Raw genomic sequence first — 20,118 nt, forward strand, 5'->3', positions numbered from 1 at the left:
ATATTTGCCCACAGGAACACCACCTGCACAGCATCCAGGCAGCACGTTCGCCCACAGCACGGCAGGCAAACATACCTGTCTGGTTGCGACCACGCTTTCCGTCCGCATCGGCGGCCAGATGTGCGAGCATCTGCGCATGGATCCGAAGGACGACCCCGAGGCCCGCATCCGGGAGCTCGAGCGCCCGTTGGCTGATGCCGCCCAAGCGTCCGAGTTGGGCACCGGTAAGACCGTTCGCCCTTCCGGTCCGCCGCCGACCCAGCCGTGGACCAACGCGTACCCGCCGCCACCCCCGGGCCCCCCGGCTCCGTGGCCGGGCTACGAGCCCTACCCCACCCCGCCGCAACCGCGACGCACTTCGAGCGCCACCCCGTTCTTCGTCCTGTTCGGCGCACTGACGGTGATCCTGGTCGCCGGGGGTATCGCCGCCACCGTGATGTTCAGCAATACCGGCGCAGGCACTGGCGACACAGAAACGACTGACACCGACTCGTACTCGGACAGCCAATCGACCACCATCCGGCAGACCAGCATCAACGGGGTACCGGTTCCCGGCCCTGTTGCGCCGACGCAGGTTCCGGCGGGAGAGACGGTGATCGTCTCTGGCATCAACGAGCATCGGACCGTCGAGTGCCGGGACAACACCGTGATCGTGAGCGGCATCGAGAACGAACTGGAGATCACCGGTCACTGCGTGGGCCTTACGGTGTCCGGTGTCAAGAACGTCATCACCGTCGAGTCCGCCGACGCCATCGGCGTGTCAGGATTCGAAAACCGCGTCACCTACCGCACTGGGGAACCCGAGGTGAGCAATTCGGGTCAGTCCAACGTGGTCGAGGCGGGCTGATCGGGTTCGGCCCGACGGTCGAGGCGCCGGAAGAATTCATCGAGCAGACCCACCAGCGGTGCCGGATTGTCCTCTGGCACCCAGGCATAGGAGTCGTCGATGAATTGGAGTGCGGCCTGCGGCAGCGTCTGCGCCAGACGCGAGGCCCCTTCGGCGGGGAAATAACGCTCCTCGCGTGGCCAGACCACGAGCGCGGGTCGATCGTAGTCGGCCAGCCGGGGCGAGTACTCCGCCAGGTACGCCGGCGACAACTCACCGAGGAAACGCCGGAAATCGTTCCGCACCAAAGGATCACTGCGGAGCGGCTGCAGGTAGGAGGCCATGATGTCGGCCGGGATGGGACGCTTGGTCGCGCCGCCATAGGTGATCCGGAGACGTTGCACGGGTTTCAGACCGATCAATGCCGACTGCAGCAGTCCGGCACCGGGCAGCGAGGCGAGCCGGGACAGCAGTTTCACCGGCCACGGATCGGAGTCGAAGGCGTTGGTGGCGACGAGCACCAGGGCCTCGACCCGCTGCGGGTAGCACGCGGCGGCCACCTGGGCGATGTCGCCGCCGTAGCCGTTGCCGACGAGCACTGCCTGCGGGATCTCCAGGGCGTCGAGCAGGTCGATGACGGTCCGGGCCAGCCCGGGCAGGGTGAGATCGGCGTCGGGCAACGCCGGGGTGTGCGATCCGAGCGCCAGATCGGGCGCGATACAACGGATTCCGCCTCCGAGGCCGTCAGCCACGTGACGCCAGACCAATCCGTTGGCAACAAGTCCGTGCAGCAGGACGACCGGGCGGCCGTCACCGCATTCGCGCACGCCGATCGGACCACAGGGCAACGAGACCGTCCGCCGGGAGCTGAGTGTGTCCATCTGTCTGTCCTCTCGCCGCGAGCATCGGACATAAATCAATACAGACTGTATGCAAACACATCATTGGCGGAACATCAATACATACAGCTTGTTAAAATTTCCCCGTGAGTGAAGATGGACGCGACGGCCGCGAACAACGCAGTGAGGCCACCCGCTCGGCGCTGGTCGCCGCGGCGCGCTCACTGTTCGTCGAACGGGGCTACGCGGCCGTCTCCACCGGGGACATCGCGCGCGTCGCGGCCGTGACCCGAAACGCCCTGTACTACCACTTCCCCACCAAGGAGGCGGTGTTCCGAGCGGTCTACGAGGATGTGGAAGGCCAATTGGCACAACGGGTGCTACCCGCGGCGCTGGCCCATGCCACCAGCCGCGGCCAACTCGAGGCAGGCATCGAGGAGTTCCTTGACGGCTGCCTCGACCCCACCGTGGCCCGAATCAGCGTGTTGCAGGCGCCGGCCGCACTGGGATTCGCTCAGATGCGCGAGATCGACAACCGCAATTACCTCGGCGCCCTGCGCGACGGCATCCGCAGCGCCGTCGAGGCCGGTGAACTCCCCGACCTTCCCGTCGAAACCCTGGCGTCGATGATCATCGGGGCGCTGGACGAGGCGGCCCTGCTGATCGCGACCGCCGACGATCCGGCCGCGGCCCGGCGCGACGCGGGCGTGGTGGCCCGGGCACTGGTCGACGGGCTGTTCGTCGGCTGAGCTACAGCACCTTCGACAAGAACTCCTGAAGCCGAGGATGTTTCGGGTTGTCGAACACCTCGGACGGCGAGTCGTCCTCGACGATGTTGCCGTCGGCCATGAAGATCACCCGGGAGGCCACCTCGCGGGCGAAACCCATCTCGTGCGTCACCACCACCATCGTCATGCCACCCTCGGCCAGGTCACGCAGCACCTGCAGCACGTCGCCGACCATCTCAGGGTCCAGCGCGCTGGTGGCCTCGTCGAACAACATGATCGACGGGTTCATCGCCAGGGCGCGGGCGATCGCGACGCGCTGCTTCTGTCCACCCGACAACGTGGCCGGCTTGACCTTGGCCTTCTCGGCGAGCCCCACCTGGGTCAACAACTCCATGGCCCGTTTCTCGGCGGCGGCCTTGTCCATCTTCTTGGTCAGCAGCGGCGCCAGTGTCACGTTGTCGATCACGGTCATGTGCGGGAACAGGTTGAAGTGCTGGAAGACCATGCCGATGTGCTGACGGACCTTGTCGAGGTTCACCCTGCGGTCGGTGAGGTCGAAATCGTCGACCGTGACCTTTCCTGCGGTGATGTCCTCGAGCTTGTTGAGGCACCGCAGGAAGGTGGATTTGCCCGATCCGGACGGGCCGATGACGCAGACCACCTCGCCCTTGCTGATCGTGGTGTCGATGCCGTCGAGCACCACCAGGTCACCGAACGACTTCTTGAGTCCCTCGATGCGGATCTTGACGGTGCCCTCGGGTTCGGCGGCCGCGGCTTCCGGTACCAGTTGGGTCATTTCACCATCCGTTTCTCGAGCCGGTCGGAAAGTTTCGTCAGCGCCATGATGACGATGAAGTAGATGATGCCGATGATCAGCCACATGGTGAACGACTGGTAGTTGCGGGCGATGATCAGCCGTCCGGTCTGGGTCAGTTCGGCGATGCCGATGACCGACAGGATCGAGGTGTCCTTGAGGGTGATGACGAACTGGTTGACGTACGACGGGATCATGGTGCGAATGGCCTGCGGCAGAATGACTTTGCGCATCGTCGGCAGGTACCCGATGCCGAGGCTGCGGGCCGCCTCCATCTGGCCCTTGTCCACCGACTGGATTCCGCCGCGGACGATCTCGGTCATGTAGGCGCCGGCGTTGAGCGAGAGCGTGATGATGCCCGCGGTCAGTGCAGTCATCTGGATTCCCAGCGCGGTCGGGATGCCGAAGTAGATGAAGAATGCCTGCACCAGAAGCGGTGTGCCGCGGAAGATGTCGACGTAGGTGGTGCCGATGGCCCGCAGCACGATCGACCGTGACACCCGGAAGAGCCCGAAGATGATGCCGAGCACCAGCGCGATGGCGATGGACACCACCGTGAGGATGAGCGTCATCTTCAGGCCGGTCATCAGGAACGGGAAGGTGCTCTTGAGTAGTCCGATGAACGAGTTGTCGGCCTCGGCGGCGCCCTCGCCGAGGTATTTCTCGATGATCTGGTCGTACCGGCCGGAGTCCTTGAGTTCCTTGAGACCCGCGTTGAACTTCGTCAGCAGTTCGGCGTTTCGGCCCTTGTTGACCGCGAAGCCGTAGCTGGAGCCCTTCTCCTTCGGCGTCACGGTCTTGAACCCGTTGCCCTGTTGAATGCCGTAGGCGAGCACCGGGTAGTCCTCGAAGACCGCAACGGAGTTACCCGTCTTGACTTCCTCGAACATCGACGCGGAATCGGCGAAGGAGACGATCTGGAAGCCGTACTTGTCCTTGATCGACTCGGCGAACTCGGCGCCCTGGGTGCCGTTCTTGACTGCGACCCGCTTGCCCTTGAGATCGGCGTAGGACTTGATGTCGTCGTTGCCGGCCAGCACGGCCATCTGCACCCCGGACTCGAAGTACGGGTCGGAGAAGTCGAAGACCTTCTTGCGTTCGTCGGTGATCGACATGCCCGCGATCACGCCGTCGGCCTGATTGGCCTGGACGGCCTGCAGTGCGGCGTCGAAGCCCAGCGGTTTGATCGTGATGTTGAACTTCTGGTCGGCCGCGATCTCGTTGATGAGATCGATGTCGATGCCGACGAATTTCCCGTCCACGTCCTGGAATTCGAACGGCGCGAACGTGATGTCGGTGGCGACGATATAGGTCTCGCCTTCGGCGGCGGCACGGGCCGGGGCCAGCATCGCGGCCCCGACCAGCCCGACCAGTAACGCCACGACGGCGGCCAACAGCCGGTGCGGGGACCGGATGACTCCGGCGATGCCCTCGCCCGACGCGGATTCGGCTCTCATCGCCCAGTCTCCTATCCAGGTGTGGAAACGACGAGTTCTCACGCTATCGCCGTCACTGCGATTAGGGCGGGATTTACCGGGGCACGGTTCGGCGACTCGATGGGGTCGGACGGTCGCACTGCGTGCCACCCGGGACGACGCGCGCAGCTGATGTCACCACCGGTCGCGGTCTCGCTGGGGCGGGTGTGTGAGCCACAGGAGCACACCGGTCGTCGAATTGTCGTGTGCGCGAAGATAGTTGCTCGGGCAACGTCTCATCCACGCCATCGGCTGATGGCAACCCGCGTGGTGGGCTTTACAAATCATCCGAGCTGTCCATCCCTGCGCCGCGAGAACCCGCTCTGTAAAAGAACGTTCAGCTGCAGATGCTCCTTATTGAGGTAGTGGACTACGCGTGAGGAATGACTCCGGTCAGTCGTACGTTGCCTTCATGAGAGCGTTGGAGAGCAAGACGCTCGGTTCAGAGGAAGTTTCGACATGAGCGTTTTCCATTCGGTTTCCGCCGTCCGACGCGAAGCCTCAGCACACACCCCGACGCGCCGGCACACGCACGAGCCGGTGCTGATCACCGAACAGCAGGTGCTGTTCAGTACGGCCGCGGCAGCCGGCGCCCATCCGCACCACAACGTCATCACGATGATGTCGCGTGCGGTGGCCTCGGTGACGGACCACTGGCGGACGCACCGCGCCCGCCCGCACTACCCGTCGCACTACAGCTATCTGGAGAACAGTCTGATGGCGCGGGAGATGGACCGGCTCTGACCGGCGGGCCCGCTCACCCGGCCAGTGCGACCGGCCTGATGACCTCGGAGTATCGCGACGCGTCGCCGGCGATCACCCGGCTGTGCCGTCCGTGGATATCGACGGGGATGTCGCCGGCCAGGGTGATCCGGCTGAGCCGGCGGAATTGGTCGTCGTAGTCGGCCACCGCGTAGTGCTGGGTGGCCCGGTTGTCCCAGATCGCCAGGTCCCCCAACTCCCAGTTCCATCGAATCGTGTTCTCCAGCTTGATGACCCGGTTCTGGAGCAGTTGGAAGAGGGTGGCCGACTCGGCGGGACTGAGACCCACGAACTGTTTGATGAAGTGCCCCAGCAACAGCACGTGCCTGCCCGTCTCGGGATGGACCCGCACCACGGGATGCTCGGTCTCGTAATACTCGGATTCGAACTCTTCGCGGTACTGACGGTGACCGTCGGCCACAACGGGCTGGCCCTCGTGGTCGACCTGATCGCCGGCCGTGTAGTCGTACTGGTTGGTGTGCACGGCCCACAGGTTCTCGACCAGCGCTCGCAACGGCCCGGGCAGCCGGTCGTAGGCGACCTCGGTCGACGCCCACGTCGTGGTGCCGCCGTACTCCGGGAGCGTGACCGCCCGCAGCAACGAGGCCTTCGGTATGCGGTCGACGAAGGTCACATCGGTGTGCCAGCTGTTCGCTTTGTCATACCGCGAGTCGATCGGCAGGATCCGGTCGCCGCGCGAGGTGACCGTCGGATGCGCGCGGGTCGGGGTGCCGAGCAACCGCGCGAACGCCCACTGTCCGTCGTCGTCGAGGTGGTGTTGGCCGCGGAAGAAGATGACCTTGTGTTCAAGGAGGGCATCGTTGATCGCGGACACCGTGGCGGCGTCGAGGTTGCCGTTGACGTCGATTCCGTCGATGCGGGCCCCGATATGGGCTCCGAGCTTCACTACACGCAGAGTGGACACCCCGTCACCATCGGCGATGGGGTGTGGCAGCACCACGGTTGCGCTCACTACGAGCGCAAAGCGTTCGAAGGTCAGTCGATGCGGATGACGTAGGTGCCGTCGTCGTCGCGCTCGATCTGGCCGTCGAGGGCATTGATCCACACCGGGGTGTCCCGTCGCGAACCGAGGAACGCGCTCTGTACGGAGCCCCCCGGCTGCAGGTCGACATTCCACTCGTCGTCCTGGGCGACGATGGTGAGGAGCTCCTCGCCATCGGCGCGACGGATCGAGATCACCTGGCCGTTGGAGTCCAGATCCTCCAGGCCGGCATCGTCGTCATCGAGGTACTCATCAAGCTCAGCGTCATCGAAGATCTCGGCGTCCGAACCTCTGACATCGTCATGCACGCCGACGACTGTACTCAGCATCACGTCCACCGATGCAGACCCCGGCGGATTGAACCGCTAACGTGCATCCGACGTTTACAGGCTGTTCGCCCGGGGAACAAGGAGTCCCGCTGTGGCGTTGGCGAGAAACATTGGTCTTGAACTTAGGAGGATCATTCATGGCTACCGATTACGACGCCCCGCGCGTCAAGGAGACCGACGAGCCCGCCGAGGAGTCGCTGGAGCAGCTGGCCACGCGGCGCACCGCGGCCGACACGGCGGTCATCGACGAGGACGAGGTGGTCGATTCGTTCGACCTGCCCGACGCCGACATCTCCGGCGAGGAGCTGAGCGTGCGCGTCGTCCCGAAGCAAGCTGACGAGTTCACCTGTTCCAGCTGCTTCCTGGTGCAGCACCGCAACCGGTTGGCGCTGCAGAAGGGCGAGCAGCAGCTCTGCGTCGAGTGCGTCTGACGCAGAGCCGGACCGCGGCCCGACGGCCGCACGTGCCCTACCGGCAGCAGTTGGGGTCGAGCACGGAACACAGCGCGACGAGCGAGTCCCGGCGCGGGCGGTGGTAGACGTTCATACCGCGCCGTTCGGACTCCACCATGCCCGCCCGCCGCAATTGGGACAGATGGTGGCTGACGGTGGATTCGGCCAGGCCGACCGCAGCCGCGAGATCACACCCGCAGACTTCTCCGGCCTCGGCGCTGAACAACAGCGACACGAGCTTGACCCGCACCGGGTCGGCCAGCGCTTTCAGCCGTAAGGCAATCTCCAGCGCTCCGCCGTCATCGATCGGTCCCGCAGCCACAGGTGTGCAGCAGACCGGTTCGGTGGTGTCGACCACCGGCAACGCCTTGGGCATGGATCGATTCTGCCAGAGGACATTGACATATGTCGAAGAGGTGGCATCATCGATGCTGCCCGATAGTTCGACATATGCCACAGAGGTCCGGAGGCTGCCATGTCCCGCGCACAACTCGCCTTGAACGTCGATGATCTCGACGAGGCGATCACGTTCTACTCGAAGCTCTTCGACACCGCGCCGGCGAAGGTCAAGCCGGGCTACGCCAACTTCGCGATCGCCGCGCCCCCGCTGAAGTTGGTACTCATCGAAAACCCCGGTCACGGCGGGACACTCAACCACCTCGGCGTCGAAGTCGAGTCCAGCGACGAGGTGCACGCCGAGATCGCGCGCCTGACGAACGAAGGCCTGTTCACCGAGGAGGAGATCGGCACGACCTGCTGCTTCGCCACGCAGGACAAGGTCTGGGTGACGGGGCCTGCCGGCGAAAAGTGGGAGGTCTACACCGTTCTCGCCGACTCAGAGTCCTTCGGCGCGAACTCCCCCGCCCTCAACAGCCCCGAGGCCGGCGGCACCTGCTGCACATCGTGAACCAGGCTGTCACTTCGCGACTTTCCACGCTGGACCGACTGCTGCCGGTATGGATCGGCGTGGCGATGGCGGGAGGTCTGCTGCTGGGCAGACTCGTCCCCGGCGTCAACACTGCCCTGAATCACGTTCAGATCGACGGCATTTCACTGCCGATCGCCCTGGGCCTGCTGATCATGATGTACCCGGTCCTGGCCAAGGTGCGCTACGACCGGCTGGACCGGGTGACCGGTGATCGCAAGCTGTTGATCAGCTCGCTGGTCCTCAACTGGGTGCTGGGTCCCGCCCTGATGTTCGCGCTGGCGTGGCTCTTTCTGCCGGATCTACCTGAGTACCGGACGGGCCTGATCATCGTCGGACTGGCCCGGTGCATCGCGATGGTCATCATCTGGAACGACCTGGCCTGCGGCGACCGTGAGGCCGCCGCGGTACTGGTCGCCCTCAATTCGATGTTCCAGGTGCTCATGTTCGCCGTACTCGGCTGGTTCTACCTGTCGGTGCTGCCGGGCTGGCTCGGGTTGGAACAGACGAGTATCGACACATCGCCGTGGCAGATCGCCAAATCGGTGCTGATCTTCCTTGGCATCCCACTGCTGGCCGGGTACCTGTCACGTCGCATCGGTGAATCCGCGAAAGGCAGGGACTGGTACGAAACGACGTTCCTGCCGCGTATCGGCCCGTGGGCCCTGTACGGACTGCTGTTCACCATCGTGGTGCTGTTCGCGCTTCAGGGTGACCAGATCGCCACTCGCCCCTGGGACGTCGCCCGCATCGCGCTGCCGCTGCTGGCGTACTTCGCGATCATGTGGGGCGGCGGATACGCACTGGGCGCTGCGCTGGGGCTGGGCTACGAGCGCACCACCACCCTGGCGTTCACGGCCGCAGGCAACAACTTCGAACTGGCCATCGCGGTGGCGATCGCGACGTACGGTGCCACCTCTGGCCAGGCCCTGGCAGGTGTCGTCGGCCCCCTGATCGAAGTGCCCGTCCTCGTGGCGCTGGTCTACGTGTCACTGGGATTGCGGCGCCGGTTCGCAACCGCAGGAGACGACCGTCCTGTGAGGAGACCTCGATGACCGAGCGCGACCGCCCCAGCGTGTTGTTCCTATGCACCCACAACGCAGGCCGGTCCCAAATGGCGATGGGCTACTTCACCCACCTCGCCGGAGACCGAGCGTCCGTGTTCTCGGGCGGCTCGGAGCCGGCTGACGAGGTGAATCCCGCCGCGATCGCCGCCATGGCCGAGGTCGGTATCGATATCGCGCACGAACAGCCGCAGCGATGGACCGACGACATCGTCGAGGCGAGCGACGTCGTGGTCACGATGGGGTGCGGAGACACCTGTCCGTACTTCCCGGGCAAGCGCTACGAGAACTGGGACCTGGCCGACCCGGCCGGCCTCGGAGTCGAAGCCGCCCGTCCGATCCGTGACGACATCGAACGACGCGTTCGAGTCCTCCTCGGTGAACTCGGACTCGGCCCCGCCGACTGATTTTCCGGTGTCCGATGGCGATGGTGGCCTACCGTGACATTCGTGACTGAAGCCGCCATTCGCCAGCGCATCGCCGAGGGTGTGAATGCGATCCGTGCGCGCGATCTGGACACGCTCACGGCTCTCTACGCGCCCGATGTCGTGTCTTTCGATCTCGGGGCACCGCTGCGCTACGCGGGTGACGACAACAAGCGACGGGCCTGGCAGGAGGTCTTCACCGCGTATACCGGGCCGATCGGCTACGACGTGCACGAGCTGACCGTCACCACCGAGGGCGACATCGCGTTCGTGCACAGCCTCAACCACGTCCGCGGCACCCTCGCCAGTGGCCGTGACACCGACATGTGGGTGCGATGGACGGCATGTCTGCGTTGCGTCGACGGCGTCTGGCGCGTCTTTCACGACCACATCTCGGTGCCCGCGGACCTCGAATACGGCAAGGCCGTCCTGAATCTGACGCCGTGATCTGCCAGAACCGCCCACACCGGCGCGCGTAGTTCCTATCCTCAGACCTGCAGACCGACAACGACGTTGGAGGCGCAGATGACCGAGGGCGCGACGGCAGAAGCTCGACATAGCGAGCACAGCTACCACTTCGACCGGCACACCCCGCAGTACCGCGACCAGTTCGAGCCGATCACGTCGGAGATGCTGGGCTCCTGTCCGCTCGCCTGGACCGACACATACGGCGGACATTGGGTGGCCGCCGGCAGCAGCCAGGTCTTCGAACTGGCCCGCTGCCCACACATCTCGAATGACAACGACGTCGTCGGGGAACGAAAAGGCTATCGGGGCATCAACATTCCGCGCGGCGAGGTGAGCACGCAGTTCCGCGGCGGCATGCTGGAGATGGATGATCCCGAACACCGTTCCTACCGGACACCGCTCAACGGCTACCTGTCACCGGCCGCGGTCGCGCGGTGGAAACCTGTCGTCGACGAACTCGTCAGGGCGTGTCTGGACGATAAGATCGAAGACGGCAGTATCGATTTCGTCGACGATCTGGCGAACATCGTGCCGGCTGTGTTGACGCTCGGACTGTTGGGCGTCCCGCTCGCCGAATGGGAGATCTACTGCGAACCCGCACATGCATCGGTGTACACCCGGGCCGACTCCCCCGACGCCCAGCGCGTCTTCGACCTGTCAGTGGCTTCAGCGGTACACATGATGGGGCACGTCGCGGTGATCCGCGAGGATCCGCGTCCCGGACTGATCGACGCGATGGTCCAGATGCGCATCGACGGCGAGCCGGCTCCCGATTCGGAGATTCTGGGCATGCTCATGCTCCTGATCGGCGGAGGTTTCGACACCACGACAGCGCTGACCGCGCACTCGCTCGAGTGGCTTTCCGAGCACCCCGATCAGCGGGAGCGGTTGAGCCGGGACCGCGCTTTTCTGCTCGACCCGGCGACCGAGGAGTTCCTGCGGTTCTTCACCCCTGCCCCGGGGGACGGCCGCACGGTCTCCGAGGACATCGAAGTAGACGGCGTGCCGCTCAAGGAAGGTGAGCGGCTGTGGTTGTCCTGGGCGATGGCCAACCGCGACCCACGTGTCTTCGAGAACCCGAACGAGCTCATGATGGACCGAACGGGTAACCGCCACTTCAGTTTCGGCTTGGGCGTACATCGCTGCATCGGCTCGAATGTGGCGCGGACGGTGTTCAAGTCGATGTTGACCGGGGTGCTCGACCGGATGCCGGACTACCGATGCGACCCGGCGGGCGCCGTCCACTACGAGACCATCGGCGTCATCCAGGGCATGCAGCACCTACCCGCGACATTCACCCCGGGCCGGCGGACCGGTCTGGGCCTGGCCGAGACACTGAAGAAACTGCAACGGATCTGCGACGAGCAGCAGTTGGCCGCGCCGATTACCGTGCACAAGGCCACTGCGGTCATCGACTGAAAGCGAATGACATGACAGCCTTGATCCCTATGCGACACCTGATCATCTCCGCCTGCTGCGGCATCGCGATGGTAGCGGCGACTGCGGTCGCCGCCCTGCCCGCCCCGTCGGCCGTGCTGGCGGCCTGCCCGAACGGCGAGGACAACGACACCTATACCCAGAATTGTGTCCCCTATCTGGTGCCGAACTCACCGAGCGGCAACAACCTGTGCCCGCCCGGGGTGAGCGGCACGGAATGTGGTTCGTCAGGAATCCAGGCGATTCCTACTGCGCCGGTCGCTCCGACGGGCCCCAAGCAGGGGCTCGAAAACGTGAGCACGCCCGACTTCTGACGGCCGGCCACCAGCCTGGGCGGTGAGATTCCGAAGCGGACGGCGGCAAGGAGGATCATGACGACCGGGTCCCACGGTGAGATCCAGCTCGACAATGAGTGGTTCCGCGCCACCAAGTGGACGATCGACCCGGGCGGCGCGATACCGATGCACCGGCACGATTACGAGTATGTGGTCGTTCCCGTGGCCACCGGCACCATGCATGTCGTCACTGCCGACGGCTCCGAGATCGTCGCAGAACTCGTAGCCGGGCAGAGCTATTCACGTCCCGCAGGCTCCGAGCACACCGTCGAGAACCGCGGCGACCGCGATCCGATCATCTTCGTCGAAGTCGAGCGACTGGCCTGACGCGTCAAACTCGCACTCATATGAGGCGCAGGCACGAGAAGGCGGCACCGGGCCACCCCGATTGCCGGTCGCGTCCATGTGACGCACACATCAGCACTGTGCCCCTGACAGGCGGTTTTTCCCCCGAATTGGGGGACGACGTGCGGTCAACGCGCTCATAATCTCGTTGCCATGGCGCACAACGGAAACAACGATTGGACCCAGCCCGCAGCCCTCGCCCTCCCCAAAGAGGGCTACTTCGAACTGACCCGGGGTCGGTATGGCCCGGTCTTCCCCCGCACCCCCGCGTGCTACGGCTTCAACATCATCGCCAAGGTGCTGGACGGCCACGAGCAGGCGATCCGCGACTACGGCAAGCAGCTCGAGGCCGCCGTCGCCGCACAGCCCGATGTGCTTGCTCCGCTGAAGCTGCACTACCTGCGCTGGCAGCTGTTCGATGTCGGCTCGGGTCTGCATTTCCAATACCAGGGCATCTTCGACACCGACTTCGACAAGTACACCGAGGACGCCGTAAAACTGTTCAGCTCGACCGGCATCACCACGGCGTTCACTCATCTGGAGGGCTTCCCGGAGGACTGGAAGACCAACCCGGAGGCCTTCATCATGTTCGTCCGCGACCACCAGGTACCCAGCTTCCTGGAGTACGGCGAGTACCCGTACGTGACGTCCGAGGAGGTCAAGAAGGCGTTGCGGCTCAAGGCGGCGTTCGCGGACATGTTGGATCAGATGCAGTGACCATGGATGCAATGACCGACCTCGAATTCGACGACATCCAGCACATCATGCTGACCGGGACACCGCATCTGACCGGTCGGTATGAATTCCTGTCCTTCGACACCCCCGAAGCGGGGCGGGCCTGGTTGTCCGAAATGGTGCCGCTCGTGCAGTCGGCCACCGATGTTCGTGAGACGGTCAACGTCTTCAAACGTTGGGTCAACCTGGCCTTCACCTGGAATGGGTTGCGCGCGTTGGGTCTGGACGAGGAGTCGCTGGCATCGTTCCCGGGCGAGTTCCGCGAAGGGATGGCGTCGCGGGCCGCCATCCTCGGGGACACCGGTACCGCCGCACCTGAACACTGGCTGGGCGGGCTCGCCGACGACGATCTGCATGCCATCGTCATCCTGTTCGCCCGGGACGAGGCGGAACGCGTGCGGTGCGTGGGCGAACACGACGCCCTGCTGGCCCGCTGCCCCGGGGTGCGGACCCTGTCGTATCTGGATCTGGCCGCCACCGCTCCGTTCGAGTACGACCACGACCATTTCGGGTACCGCGATCCGGTGTCGCAGCCGCAGATGAAGGGTTCGGGCGAGGTGTTGATACCCGGCGCAGGTGGGTATCTGGCACCCGGTGAGTTCATCCTCGGTTATCCGGATGAGGAGGGGTTGGAGGCGAACCATCCCACACCCGAGGTGCTTTCACGCAACGGCAGCTACCTGGCGTACCGCCGGCTGGAAGAACACGTCGGAATCTTCCGGGACTACCTGAAGCAGAACGCCGAGGACGCCGACGGCGAGGAGTTGCTGGCCGCGAAGTTCATGGGGCGGTGGCGCAGCGGCGCGCCGCTGGTCCTGGCACCTGAGCGTGACGACCCGGAACTCGGTGCGGATCCGATGCGCAACAACGACTTCGACTACGCCGAGATGGATCCACACGGCTACGCCTGCCCGCTCGGCTCCCACGCTCGTCGCCTCAACCCACGCGATACCGAGCCGAATCCCAATCGGCGAAGGCTGATCCGGCGCAGCGGCACCTACGGACCGGCACTACCCGAAGGTGTTGCCGACGACGGAGTCGAACGCGGGGTCGGGATGTTCCTGATCTGCGCCAGCCTGGTGCGCCAGTTCGAGTTCGCGCAGAACGTCTGGATCAACGACGCGGCATTCAAAGATCTCGGCAACGAACACGACCCCATCTGCGGCGTCCAGGACGGCACGCTGGACTTCACGATTCCGAATCGTCCGATCCGGAAGGTGCACAAGGGGTTACCCGCGTTCACCACGCTGCGCGGCGGGGCCTACTTCTTTCTGCCCGGCCTGAGCGCGCTGCGTTACCTCTCAAACCTTGAGACCCCAAGAATGAAGGAGTCAGCATGACCACGCCCGCCCGCACCTATAACCAGGCGCACATCACCCGCCCGCACAACGGCAAACGGCGGGTGTCGATCTACTGGTCGTGGAGCTACCCGTGGGAGGCGCAGCGCGATTCGGCACTGCTGTACAACCGATTCTCCACCATGACCGAGGTTCGTCTGGCGACCTGGCCCGCCTACGCCGGACCCGAGTACGACCCCCGCGACTTCCTGCAGGGCATCGACGGAACGCTGGAACTGTTCCACCGGTCGTCCCTGAATTTCCAGGAGGTGGCCGGTGAGGCGACCGGACATCCGGTGGCGGTGTTCCAGCGGGTCGACCAGGCCGGGTACCGGTTGCCCATCGATGAACGCATCCTCGACGACACCGACACCCTGATGATCTTCGGCCTCGACCACCTGCTAGGCGAGGAGGATGCCTTGCCAGAGGAGATCGCGGCGATACAGCAGTGGTTGCGGCAGGAAGGCAAGTGCCTGATGCTCGCGCCGCACCACGACGTCGGGTTCACCGACGACAAAGAGCAGCAACAGATGGAGTATCTGCACCACGGTGACCCGCTGACGCCGCGCGTCCAGCGGTTCAGCGGCTACGCCCGGTCGCTGCTGACCGGGCTGAACATCCCGGTGCACAACACCTGGGGCCTGCGTCCCGCCACGGTCGAGGGCACCAAACAGATTGTGCCGCTTACCGGTTTCCGCGATCTGGATTCGGCCGGCTTGCTGCGCGACGTCACGACGCTGGCCTTGCATCCCCACTTGCCGCACTATGAGCTGACCGCTCCCGAGGGGCCGGACCTCCGAGTGCTCGGCCGGCAGTTGATCGACCAGACCCGGCCCCACCCGTTCACCTTGGCGGGCAACACGGAGTTCAACGCATTGATCCACATGCCGCCGTCCGGTGACCGCGCCGGCGACATCGTGCTGGTCGACTCAACCCATTTCACCACCCTGTTCGGCGCGAGTGACAGCCTGAAGTCCTTCTGGCGCAACCTCGTGACGATGGCCTGACCGCAGTGAAGGTGACAGATCTGCTGTTGCAGGGCTCGAATATCGCTGTCGTCTTCTTCGTCGTGTCGAGCACCCTGGCCGTCGGTCTGAGCCTGACCGTCAGTCAGATCCTCGCGCCGCTCAAGAACATTCGCCTGGTTGCGCTGTCGCTGGCGGCGAACTTCGTGCTGGCGCCGCTGGCCGCGTTCGGGCTGTGGCGGGTGTTTGATCTGGACGAGCCGCTCGGGATCGGGTTGCTGTTGTGCGGGCTCGCGGCGGGCGCACCGTTCCTGATCAAGCTCGCCGAGTTCGCGAAGGCCGACATGGCCTTCGCGGTGGGCCTGATGGTGCTGTTGATGGTCATCACCGTGGGGTTCGTGCCACTGGTCCTGCCGATCTTCGTCGCAGGCACCGCGGTCAACCCTGCCCAGATCGCGGCGTCCCTTGTGGTGCTGATGCTCATCCCGCTGGCCGCGGGCCTACTGCTGCGGGCCCGCGCTCCGGCGGTGGCCGCCCGCCTCCGGCTGGTGGTCGGCAAGGTGTCCACCATCAGCATGGTTCTGGTGATCGTGCTCACCATCGCCGCCCATTTCAACAGCGTGCTATCGGTTTTCGGCACATTCGGCATCCTGGCCGCCGTCGTGTACACGGTGATCTGCGCCGGCATCGGTTGGCTGCTGGGCGGCCGCGGGGCGCGGGATGTCCTGGCGCTGGGTACCGCTCAGCGCAACGCCGCCGCGGCGTTCGTGGTGGCCGGGCAGAACTTCGACGATCCGAAGGTGGTCGTGATGATCACCGTGGTGTTGATCGTGGAGTTCCTGATGCTGTTGCCGTTCTCGCGGCGGCTCGCACGGTCTCGCTGAGCAACCCGAGCCGGTCGGCCTCGGTGACCGCGGCAGCGCGGGACGAGACGCCGAGCTTGCGGTAGATCGACTTCGCCTGGCTCTTCAGGGTTTCACGGCCCAGGGACAGCTCACCTGCGATGCGCTGCAGCGACAGATGGGTGGCGAGGTACGGCAGCAGCCTGAGCTCGGCCGTCGTCAGCGCCGGCCGAGCACCACGGGCCGCCCGGGTCGCCGACAAGGCCTGGATGCGGTCCAGCCAGAACCCGATGCCGACGGCCTCTGGTTCACGCCGATACGCGCGTTGTGCCTCACCCAGGTGTCGGTCGCACAGTTCGGTGTCGTCGACCTCAACGGCTGCGCCGGCGACCAGCACATGGGCGGTCAGGGCGGTGCGGGCGGACAGATCGCCCAGCCGGTCGAGGAGCCGCTCGGTCGCGCGGACGGCCGAGCGCGCTCCGGACGGGTCACCGCGCCGAGCCCGGACCAATGCGTCGACCGCGTAGACCACCACCATCGGAACCATGTCGGACAAATCGCGTGAGTCGACGATCATGCGCGCGGCGTTGGTGTGTGAAACCGCGGTAGGCAAGTCGCCGTCGCCGAGGTCCAGTGCGGCCAGATGCGCCAGCGCGGCAGCCTGGAATCCGGGGAGGTCTTCGGTCACCGGTATCGCCGATTCCAGGGTGGCCCGCGCCGGTCCGGGTTCACCGAGCATGGACAGCGCGGCCCCCTTCATAGTGGTGGCCGCACCCCACCACGGGTTGACCAGGTGATCGCCTGCACCACAGACTGTTTCAGCGTGTCGAATGACCTCGCCTACGCCGCCGACACCCAGTAGGGATCCGATCAGTGCCGCGGCCACTTCGACGGACGGCGTGCCGTCGGAGAGCGGTTCCCCGGAATCGGCCGCCGCGGCGGTCAACAGGGACCGCTGGATCAACTCGGCGTCCCCGGTCATCACGCCCAGCCAGGCCCGCGCGATCGCAGCGTCCGGGTAGTCCGTGAAGGTCCGCTCGTCGATCAGGCTGAGCCGGCGGGCCAGAACACCGACCCGGCCATCGAAACCCAGCCGCACCGCGTCGATCCCCACAAGTGCTGCGGCCTTGGCGCGGTCATCGGCGGCGAGCGCCTGCGCCAGCGCTCCGTCGACGTCACCGGCCTGGGCCAGCCGATCGGACGCGCGCGCCGCCAACTCCCGGAACCGGTCCGGATCCCGGTCACGTAGGCGCGCGCGCAACAGGTCACCGAAAAGCTGGTGATAGCGGTACCAGATGCCTTGGGAGTCAAGGGGAACCAGAAACAGGTTGCCCGATCCGGTAATTGCCTCAAGCATCGCAGCGGAATCGCTTCGGCCCAGCAGCGCGTCGAGCTCGCCGGCGCAAAAGCGGTCCAGGATGGCCGATTCCGTCAGAAACGTGACGGTGTCGGGTTCGAGGTGGCTGAGCACTTCCTCCACCAGATAGTCGGCCATCAGCCGGTGCCGGCCGGTCACCGCCTCGGCGGGGGCGCCATCGCGCAGCGCCAGGGCCGCCATCACCACCCCGGCCGCCCAGCCTTCACATTTGTCGAGAACGCGTGCGATCGTGGCCTCGTCCATCCCGGCACCGAGGGCCGCGAAAGCAGCGGCGCCTTCGGATCCGGACAGCTTCAGCTCCGGAATTCCGATGTCGACGACGTAGCCCTGCAGCCGGCGGCGGGCCAGATCGAGTGCCGGAGCCTGCCGGCCGACCAGCACCAACGTCGTCGAACTCGGGGCAAGGTCCACCACGGCGCGCAGGGTGTCGACCGCGGCGCTCGCCGACAACTCGTGGACGTCGTCGAGCACCAGAACGACGGGCCCCGCGGTTTCGAGTGCCTGGACGAATGCCGACGCCAATTGGGTCTCGGCCCGTCCTGCGCCCTGCAGGTACTGCAGCACCGCCGGATCGATCGGCTTGACCTGGTTCAGCGCTGTGGCGAGATGCAACAGCAGATGCGCGGGGTCGTTGTCGAGATTGTCGAGCCGCGCCCATGCGAACGGGCGTTCGTCGGCGTCGTCCCACTGCGCCACCGCAGTGGTCTTGCCGTATCCCGCCGGTGCGGTGACCACCACCAGACCGGTGCGGTCCTGCAGCAAACGGGTGATTTCTGGACGGGGAACACCGGCGCGTGCGGTGGCAGGCCGTCCGACGGTCGCCACCGGAATGTGCGCCGGCCAGGATCCTGCTCCCACCTGGGCATACTAGGTCAGTGGCGCCAGAGCGCGCCTGTCTGCACGGCAGGTCCGGCGCGGATCCGTCAAAGATTTTGACGGGGCAGGACAAACGCGGTCGCCGTCAGAAATGCCAGCGGGTGGTCTTCACGCGCTGCTGGAATGCTTCGAGTGCCGCCAGGTCCTTCTTCATCAGCGGCTTGTTGACCTTCTCGGTGAAGAAGTCGATCAGCGGGCCGGCGAAGAACGCGGTCATCACGGTCCCGATGCCGACCTGCCCGTGGAAGGCCAAGGCCAACGCGACGAACGCGAGATCCTGGGCCACCCGCACCACCCGGTACGGCAGGCGGGTGTGGTCGACGATGATCGGGGCGATCGCGTCGTACGGGGCGTTGCCCAGCGCCGCGGTCATGTACATCGATGCACCGGCGGCGAACAGCGTGATGCCGACGAGGAACATCCCGGTCTGCAGCACGCGTCCCGGATCGGCGGGAACCAGTGGGCTCAACAGGGCCGAGAACCACTGAATGAAGTACCCGGTCATGACCATGTTGATGATCGAGCCGATCCCGATGTACATGCGGCCGAAGAAGAAGACCGGGATCAGCAGCACGGCGTTGCTGATGAGCTGGTACGTGCCGAGGTCGAGACCGATCGTGTTGCTGATGCCGATGTTGGCCGCGGTGTAGGGATCCACACCGACCTGGGCGACGCGCAACACGGCCGACCCGACACCCAGGACCGCAACACCTACGAGTGCCCAGAACGACCGTCGCCAGTAGTGCATTTTCTGACCACCCACAATCCACGACTATCGCAGAGCGTGGTGGTCATTCACGGTCGACGCGTCGGAGTCCGTTCTACGACTGCTTGGTCAGCGTGAACGAGAACCGCTCGCTACGCTCGGCCGGGCCGCAATCGCTGGCCTCCCAGGTGGCGTAGCCGGTGCCGGTGAGTGTCTCGTCGTCCCAGGAAAGCGTGCGTGAGGCGGTCAGCGGGGTGCCCTCGCAGGTCCCCGCGTCGGTCCAAGGGCTCACCATCGTCCAACGTCCGCCATCCAGGTGAGCCCGCCCGCCGTATGGCGCCCAGGTCGCGCCGCCGGTCGCCGCCACGTCGGCGCAACCCTGGCCACACGACGTCACGGTCCAGGTGCTCCACGTCGACGGGCCGTCGTGGTCATAGCGATAGGTGCCGTTGAGTTCCTCGGCGAAAGCCGGGCTCGCGAAACCGACAGCGGTTCCGGCAAGAACCATCGCCGGAATAAAGCCCATGACAAGTCTCACGATCGCACTCCCCTGAAGTCGCCCCGACCCGGTGCCCAAAATTGACGCGGAGAGCATCTCACACGAACGTGCCTTGGGCACAGCAGAATTGGCAGTGCGGCGACTCGAGCCGGCGCGGTTGAGCAGCGATCACCTTAGCTGGCAAACCAGCCGCGGGTTACCGGGACTCGACCTCGGATTCGACCAACCCGGCGCTGCGGGCGTTGACGACGACGTGTTCCCAACTCGTCGCCACGGCCGCGATCACCGTGATGGCCGTCGCGAAGCCGGCCAGTGAGGCCAGCACCGTGGCCCACTCCCCGCTGGTGGCGACACTGAGCAGGAGCGCGACGAACGCTCCGGCGAGTACCAGCCCGGCGGTCAGCGCACTGCGCCCCCGTGTGGCCCGGCGCAAAGAATCGATCAGTGTCATACAACCCACTGTGCCCGCGCTGACTGAGCAGGGATGAAGCGTTTCCTATGGAAATCTTCTGAAGTGAACTTCCCCCGGCAAAACCCTCGATTCCGCACTCAC

General features: G+C 65.4%; 23 protein-coding genes and 1 pseudogene. 14 read left to right on the forward strand and 10 right to left on the reverse strand.

What is annotated here, in order from left to right; genetic code table 11:
* The first annotated feature begins 136 nt into the window (after positions 1–136).
* Positions 137–847, forward strand: a complete 711-nt coding sequence (locus tag AC4ELS_RS10555) for a DUF3060 domain-containing protein (RefSeq protein WP_499047248.1) — start codon at positions 137–139, stop codon at positions 845–847.
* Here the strand turns inward: AC4ELS_RS10555 and AC4ELS_RS10560 are convergent.
* The gene (locus tag AC4ELS_RS10560) at positions 820–1,707 is read right to left on the reverse strand and encodes an alpha/beta fold hydrolase (protein ID WP_499047251.1); all 888 of its coding nucleotides are present in this window, start codon (positions 1,705–1,707) and stop codon (positions 820–822) included. The genes AC4ELS_RS10555 and AC4ELS_RS10560 overlap by 28 nt on opposite strands.
* A gap of 104 nt (positions 1,708–1,811) precedes the next feature.
* Between AC4ELS_RS10560 and AC4ELS_RS10565 the strand changes: the two genes are divergently transcribed.
* Positions 1,812–2,414, forward strand: coding sequence for a TetR/AcrR family transcriptional regulator (locus AC4ELS_RS10565; protein ID WP_064959681.1), 603 nt, complete (start codon positions 1,812–1,814; stop codon positions 2,412–2,414).
* A 1-nt stretch (position 2,415) separates the two neighbouring features.
* Here AC4ELS_RS10565 and AC4ELS_RS10570 read toward each other — a convergent pair whose 3' ends face one another.
* Together AC4ELS_RS10570 and AC4ELS_RS10575 are read right to left on the reverse strand one after the other, a co-directional pair.
* Positions 2,416–3,189 (reverse strand): amino acid ABC transporter ATP-binding protein, encoded by a 774-nt coding sequence (locus AC4ELS_RS10570; RefSeq protein WP_499047253.1) that lies wholly within the window; start codon positions 3,187–3,189, stop codon positions 2,416–2,418.
* The gene (locus tag AC4ELS_RS10575; protein ID WP_499047454.1) at positions 3,186–4,556 is read right to left on the reverse strand and encodes an amino acid ABC transporter substrate-binding protein/permease; all 1,371 of its coding nucleotides are present in this window, start codon (positions 4,554–4,556) and stop codon (positions 3,186–3,188) included. Before AC4ELS_RS10575 ends, AC4ELS_RS10570 begins: the two co-directional genes overlap by 4 nt.
* A gap of 585 nt (positions 4,557–5,141) precedes the next feature.
* Between AC4ELS_RS10575 and AC4ELS_RS10580 the strand changes: the two genes are divergently transcribed.
* Positions 5,142–5,426 (forward strand): hypothetical protein, encoded by a 285-nt coding sequence (locus tag AC4ELS_RS10580; protein WP_064879476.1) that lies wholly within the window; start codon positions 5,142–5,144, stop codon positions 5,424–5,426.
* 13 nt (positions 5,427–5,439) lie between these two features.
* Here AC4ELS_RS10580 and AC4ELS_RS10585 read toward each other — a convergent pair whose 3' ends face one another.
* The gene (locus AC4ELS_RS10585; protein ID WP_448442399.1) at positions 5,440–6,369 is read right to left on the reverse strand and encodes a TauD/TfdA dioxygenase family protein; all 930 of its coding nucleotides are present in this window, start codon (positions 6,367–6,369) and stop codon (positions 5,440–5,442) included.
* A gap of 71 nt (positions 6,370–6,440) precedes the next feature.
* Complete coding sequence (locus tag AC4ELS_RS10590) at positions 6,441–6,755, reverse strand: hypothetical protein (protein WP_236734649.1); 315 nt, start codon at positions 6,753–6,755, stop codon at positions 6,441–6,443.
* 158 nt (positions 6,756–6,913) lie between these two features.
* On the opposite strand from AC4ELS_RS10590, the gene AC4ELS_RS10595 reads away from it, so the two are divergent.
* Positions 6,914–7,207 carry a DUF4193 domain-containing protein gene (locus AC4ELS_RS10595; protein ID WP_064879481.1) on the forward strand — a complete coding sequence of 98 codons (294 nt, stop codon included), beginning with the start codon at positions 6,914–6,916 and terminating at the stop codon, positions 7,205–7,207.
* Between the two features lie 37 nt (positions 7,208–7,244).
* Here the strand turns inward: AC4ELS_RS10595 and AC4ELS_RS10600 are convergent, their stop codons facing one another.
* Positions 7,245–7,604 carry an Rv2640c family ArsR-like transcriptional regulator gene (locus AC4ELS_RS10600; protein WP_064959683.1) on the reverse strand — a complete coding sequence of 120 codons (360 nt, stop codon included), beginning with the start codon at positions 7,602–7,604 and terminating at the stop codon, positions 7,245–7,247.
* Between the two features lie 99 nt (positions 7,605–7,703).
* Here AC4ELS_RS10600 and AC4ELS_RS10605 point away from each other — a divergent pair, with 99 nt between their 5' ends.
* The 10 genes and pseudogenes from AC4ELS_RS10605 to AC4ELS_RS10650 all read left to right on the forward strand — a co-directional run bounded on the left by AC4ELS_RS10605 (position 7,704) and on the right by AC4ELS_RS10650 (position 16,148).
* Positions 7,704–8,135 carry an ArsI/CadI family heavy metal resistance metalloenzyme gene (locus AC4ELS_RS10605; RefSeq protein WP_448442181.1) on the forward strand — a complete coding sequence of 144 codons (432 nt, stop codon included), beginning with the start codon at positions 7,704–7,706 and terminating at the stop codon, positions 8,133–8,135.
* Positions 8,120–9,624: pseudogene (gene arsB, locus AC4ELS_RS10610) on the forward strand (ACR3 family arsenite efflux transporter). The gene AC4ELS_RS10605 and the pseudogene arsB overlap by 16 nt, the downstream one beginning before the upstream one ends.
* Before the next feature lie 42 nt (positions 9,625–9,666).
* Positions 9,667–10,089 carry a YybH family protein gene (locus tag AC4ELS_RS10615; RefSeq protein ID WP_064879561.1) on the forward strand — a complete coding sequence of 141 codons (423 nt, stop codon included), beginning with the start codon at positions 9,667–9,669 and terminating at the stop codon, positions 10,087–10,089.
* Between the two features lie 78 nt (positions 10,090–10,167).
* A complete protein-coding gene (locus tag AC4ELS_RS10620; protein ID WP_499047256.1) occupies positions 10,168–11,529 on the forward strand; it encodes a cytochrome P450 in 1,362 nt (453 codons plus the stop codon).
* Positions 11,530–11,558: 29 nt separating this feature from the next.
* Positions 11,559–11,861, forward strand: a complete 303-nt coding sequence (locus tag AC4ELS_RS10625; protein ID WP_499047259.1) for a hypothetical protein — start codon at positions 11,559–11,561, stop codon at positions 11,859–11,861.
* A gap of 57 nt (positions 11,862–11,918) precedes the next feature.
* Positions 11,919–12,209: a cupin domain-containing protein gene (locus AC4ELS_RS10630; protein WP_499047262.1), complete on the forward strand. Its 291-nt coding sequence runs from the start codon at positions 11,919–11,921 to the stop codon at positions 12,207–12,209.
* A gap of 171 nt (positions 12,210–12,380) precedes the next feature.
* Entirely contained in the window at positions 12,381–12,944 is a 564-nt protein-coding gene (locus tag AC4ELS_RS10635; protein ID WP_055116840.1) for a hypothetical protein, read from the forward strand.
* An 11-nt stretch (positions 12,945–12,955) separates the two neighbouring features.
* A complete protein-coding gene (locus tag AC4ELS_RS10640; protein WP_499047265.1) occupies positions 12,956–14,302 on the forward strand; it encodes a Dyp-type peroxidase in 1,347 nt (448 codons plus the stop codon).
* A complete protein-coding gene (locus tag AC4ELS_RS10645; protein WP_064879507.1) occupies positions 14,299–15,306 on the forward strand; it encodes a hypothetical protein in 1,008 nt (335 codons plus the stop codon). Before AC4ELS_RS10640 ends, AC4ELS_RS10645 begins: the two co-directional genes overlap by 4 nt.
* Before the next feature lie 5 nt (positions 15,307–15,311).
* Complete coding sequence (locus tag AC4ELS_RS10650; RefSeq protein ID WP_499047267.1) at positions 15,312–16,148, forward strand: bile acid:sodium symporter family protein; 837 nt, start codon at positions 15,312–15,314, stop codon at positions 16,146–16,148.
* Here AC4ELS_RS10650 and AC4ELS_RS10655 read toward each other — a convergent pair.
* The 4 genes from AC4ELS_RS10655 to AC4ELS_RS10670 all read right to left on the reverse strand — a co-directional run bounded on the left by AC4ELS_RS10655 (position 16,078) and on the right by AC4ELS_RS10670 (position 20,016).
* Positions 16,078–18,342, reverse strand: coding sequence for a winged helix-turn-helix domain-containing protein (locus AC4ELS_RS10655; protein ID WP_499047270.1), 2,265 nt, complete (start codon positions 18,340–18,342; stop codon positions 16,078–16,080). The two genes, AC4ELS_RS10650 and AC4ELS_RS10655, sit on opposite strands and share 71 nt — an antisense overlap.
* Positions 18,343–18,445: 103 nt before the next feature.
* Positions 18,446–19,108 (reverse strand): YczE/YyaS/YitT family protein, encoded by a 663-nt coding sequence (locus AC4ELS_RS10660; protein WP_499047272.1) that lies wholly within the window; start codon positions 19,106–19,108, stop codon positions 18,446–18,448.
* 73 nt (positions 19,109–19,181) lie between these two features.
* Complete coding sequence (locus tag AC4ELS_RS10665; protein ID WP_131812713.1) at positions 19,182–19,604, reverse strand: hypothetical protein; 423 nt, start codon at positions 19,602–19,604, stop codon at positions 19,182–19,184.
* Between the two features lie 157 nt (positions 19,605–19,761).
* Entirely contained in the window at positions 19,762–20,016 is a 255-nt protein-coding gene (locus AC4ELS_RS10670; RefSeq protein ID WP_110776888.1) for a hypothetical protein, read from the reverse strand.
* Positions 20,017–20,118 lie beyond the last annotated feature (102 nt).

The sequence above is a fragment of the Mycobacterium shunyiense genome (assembly GCF_058270035.1).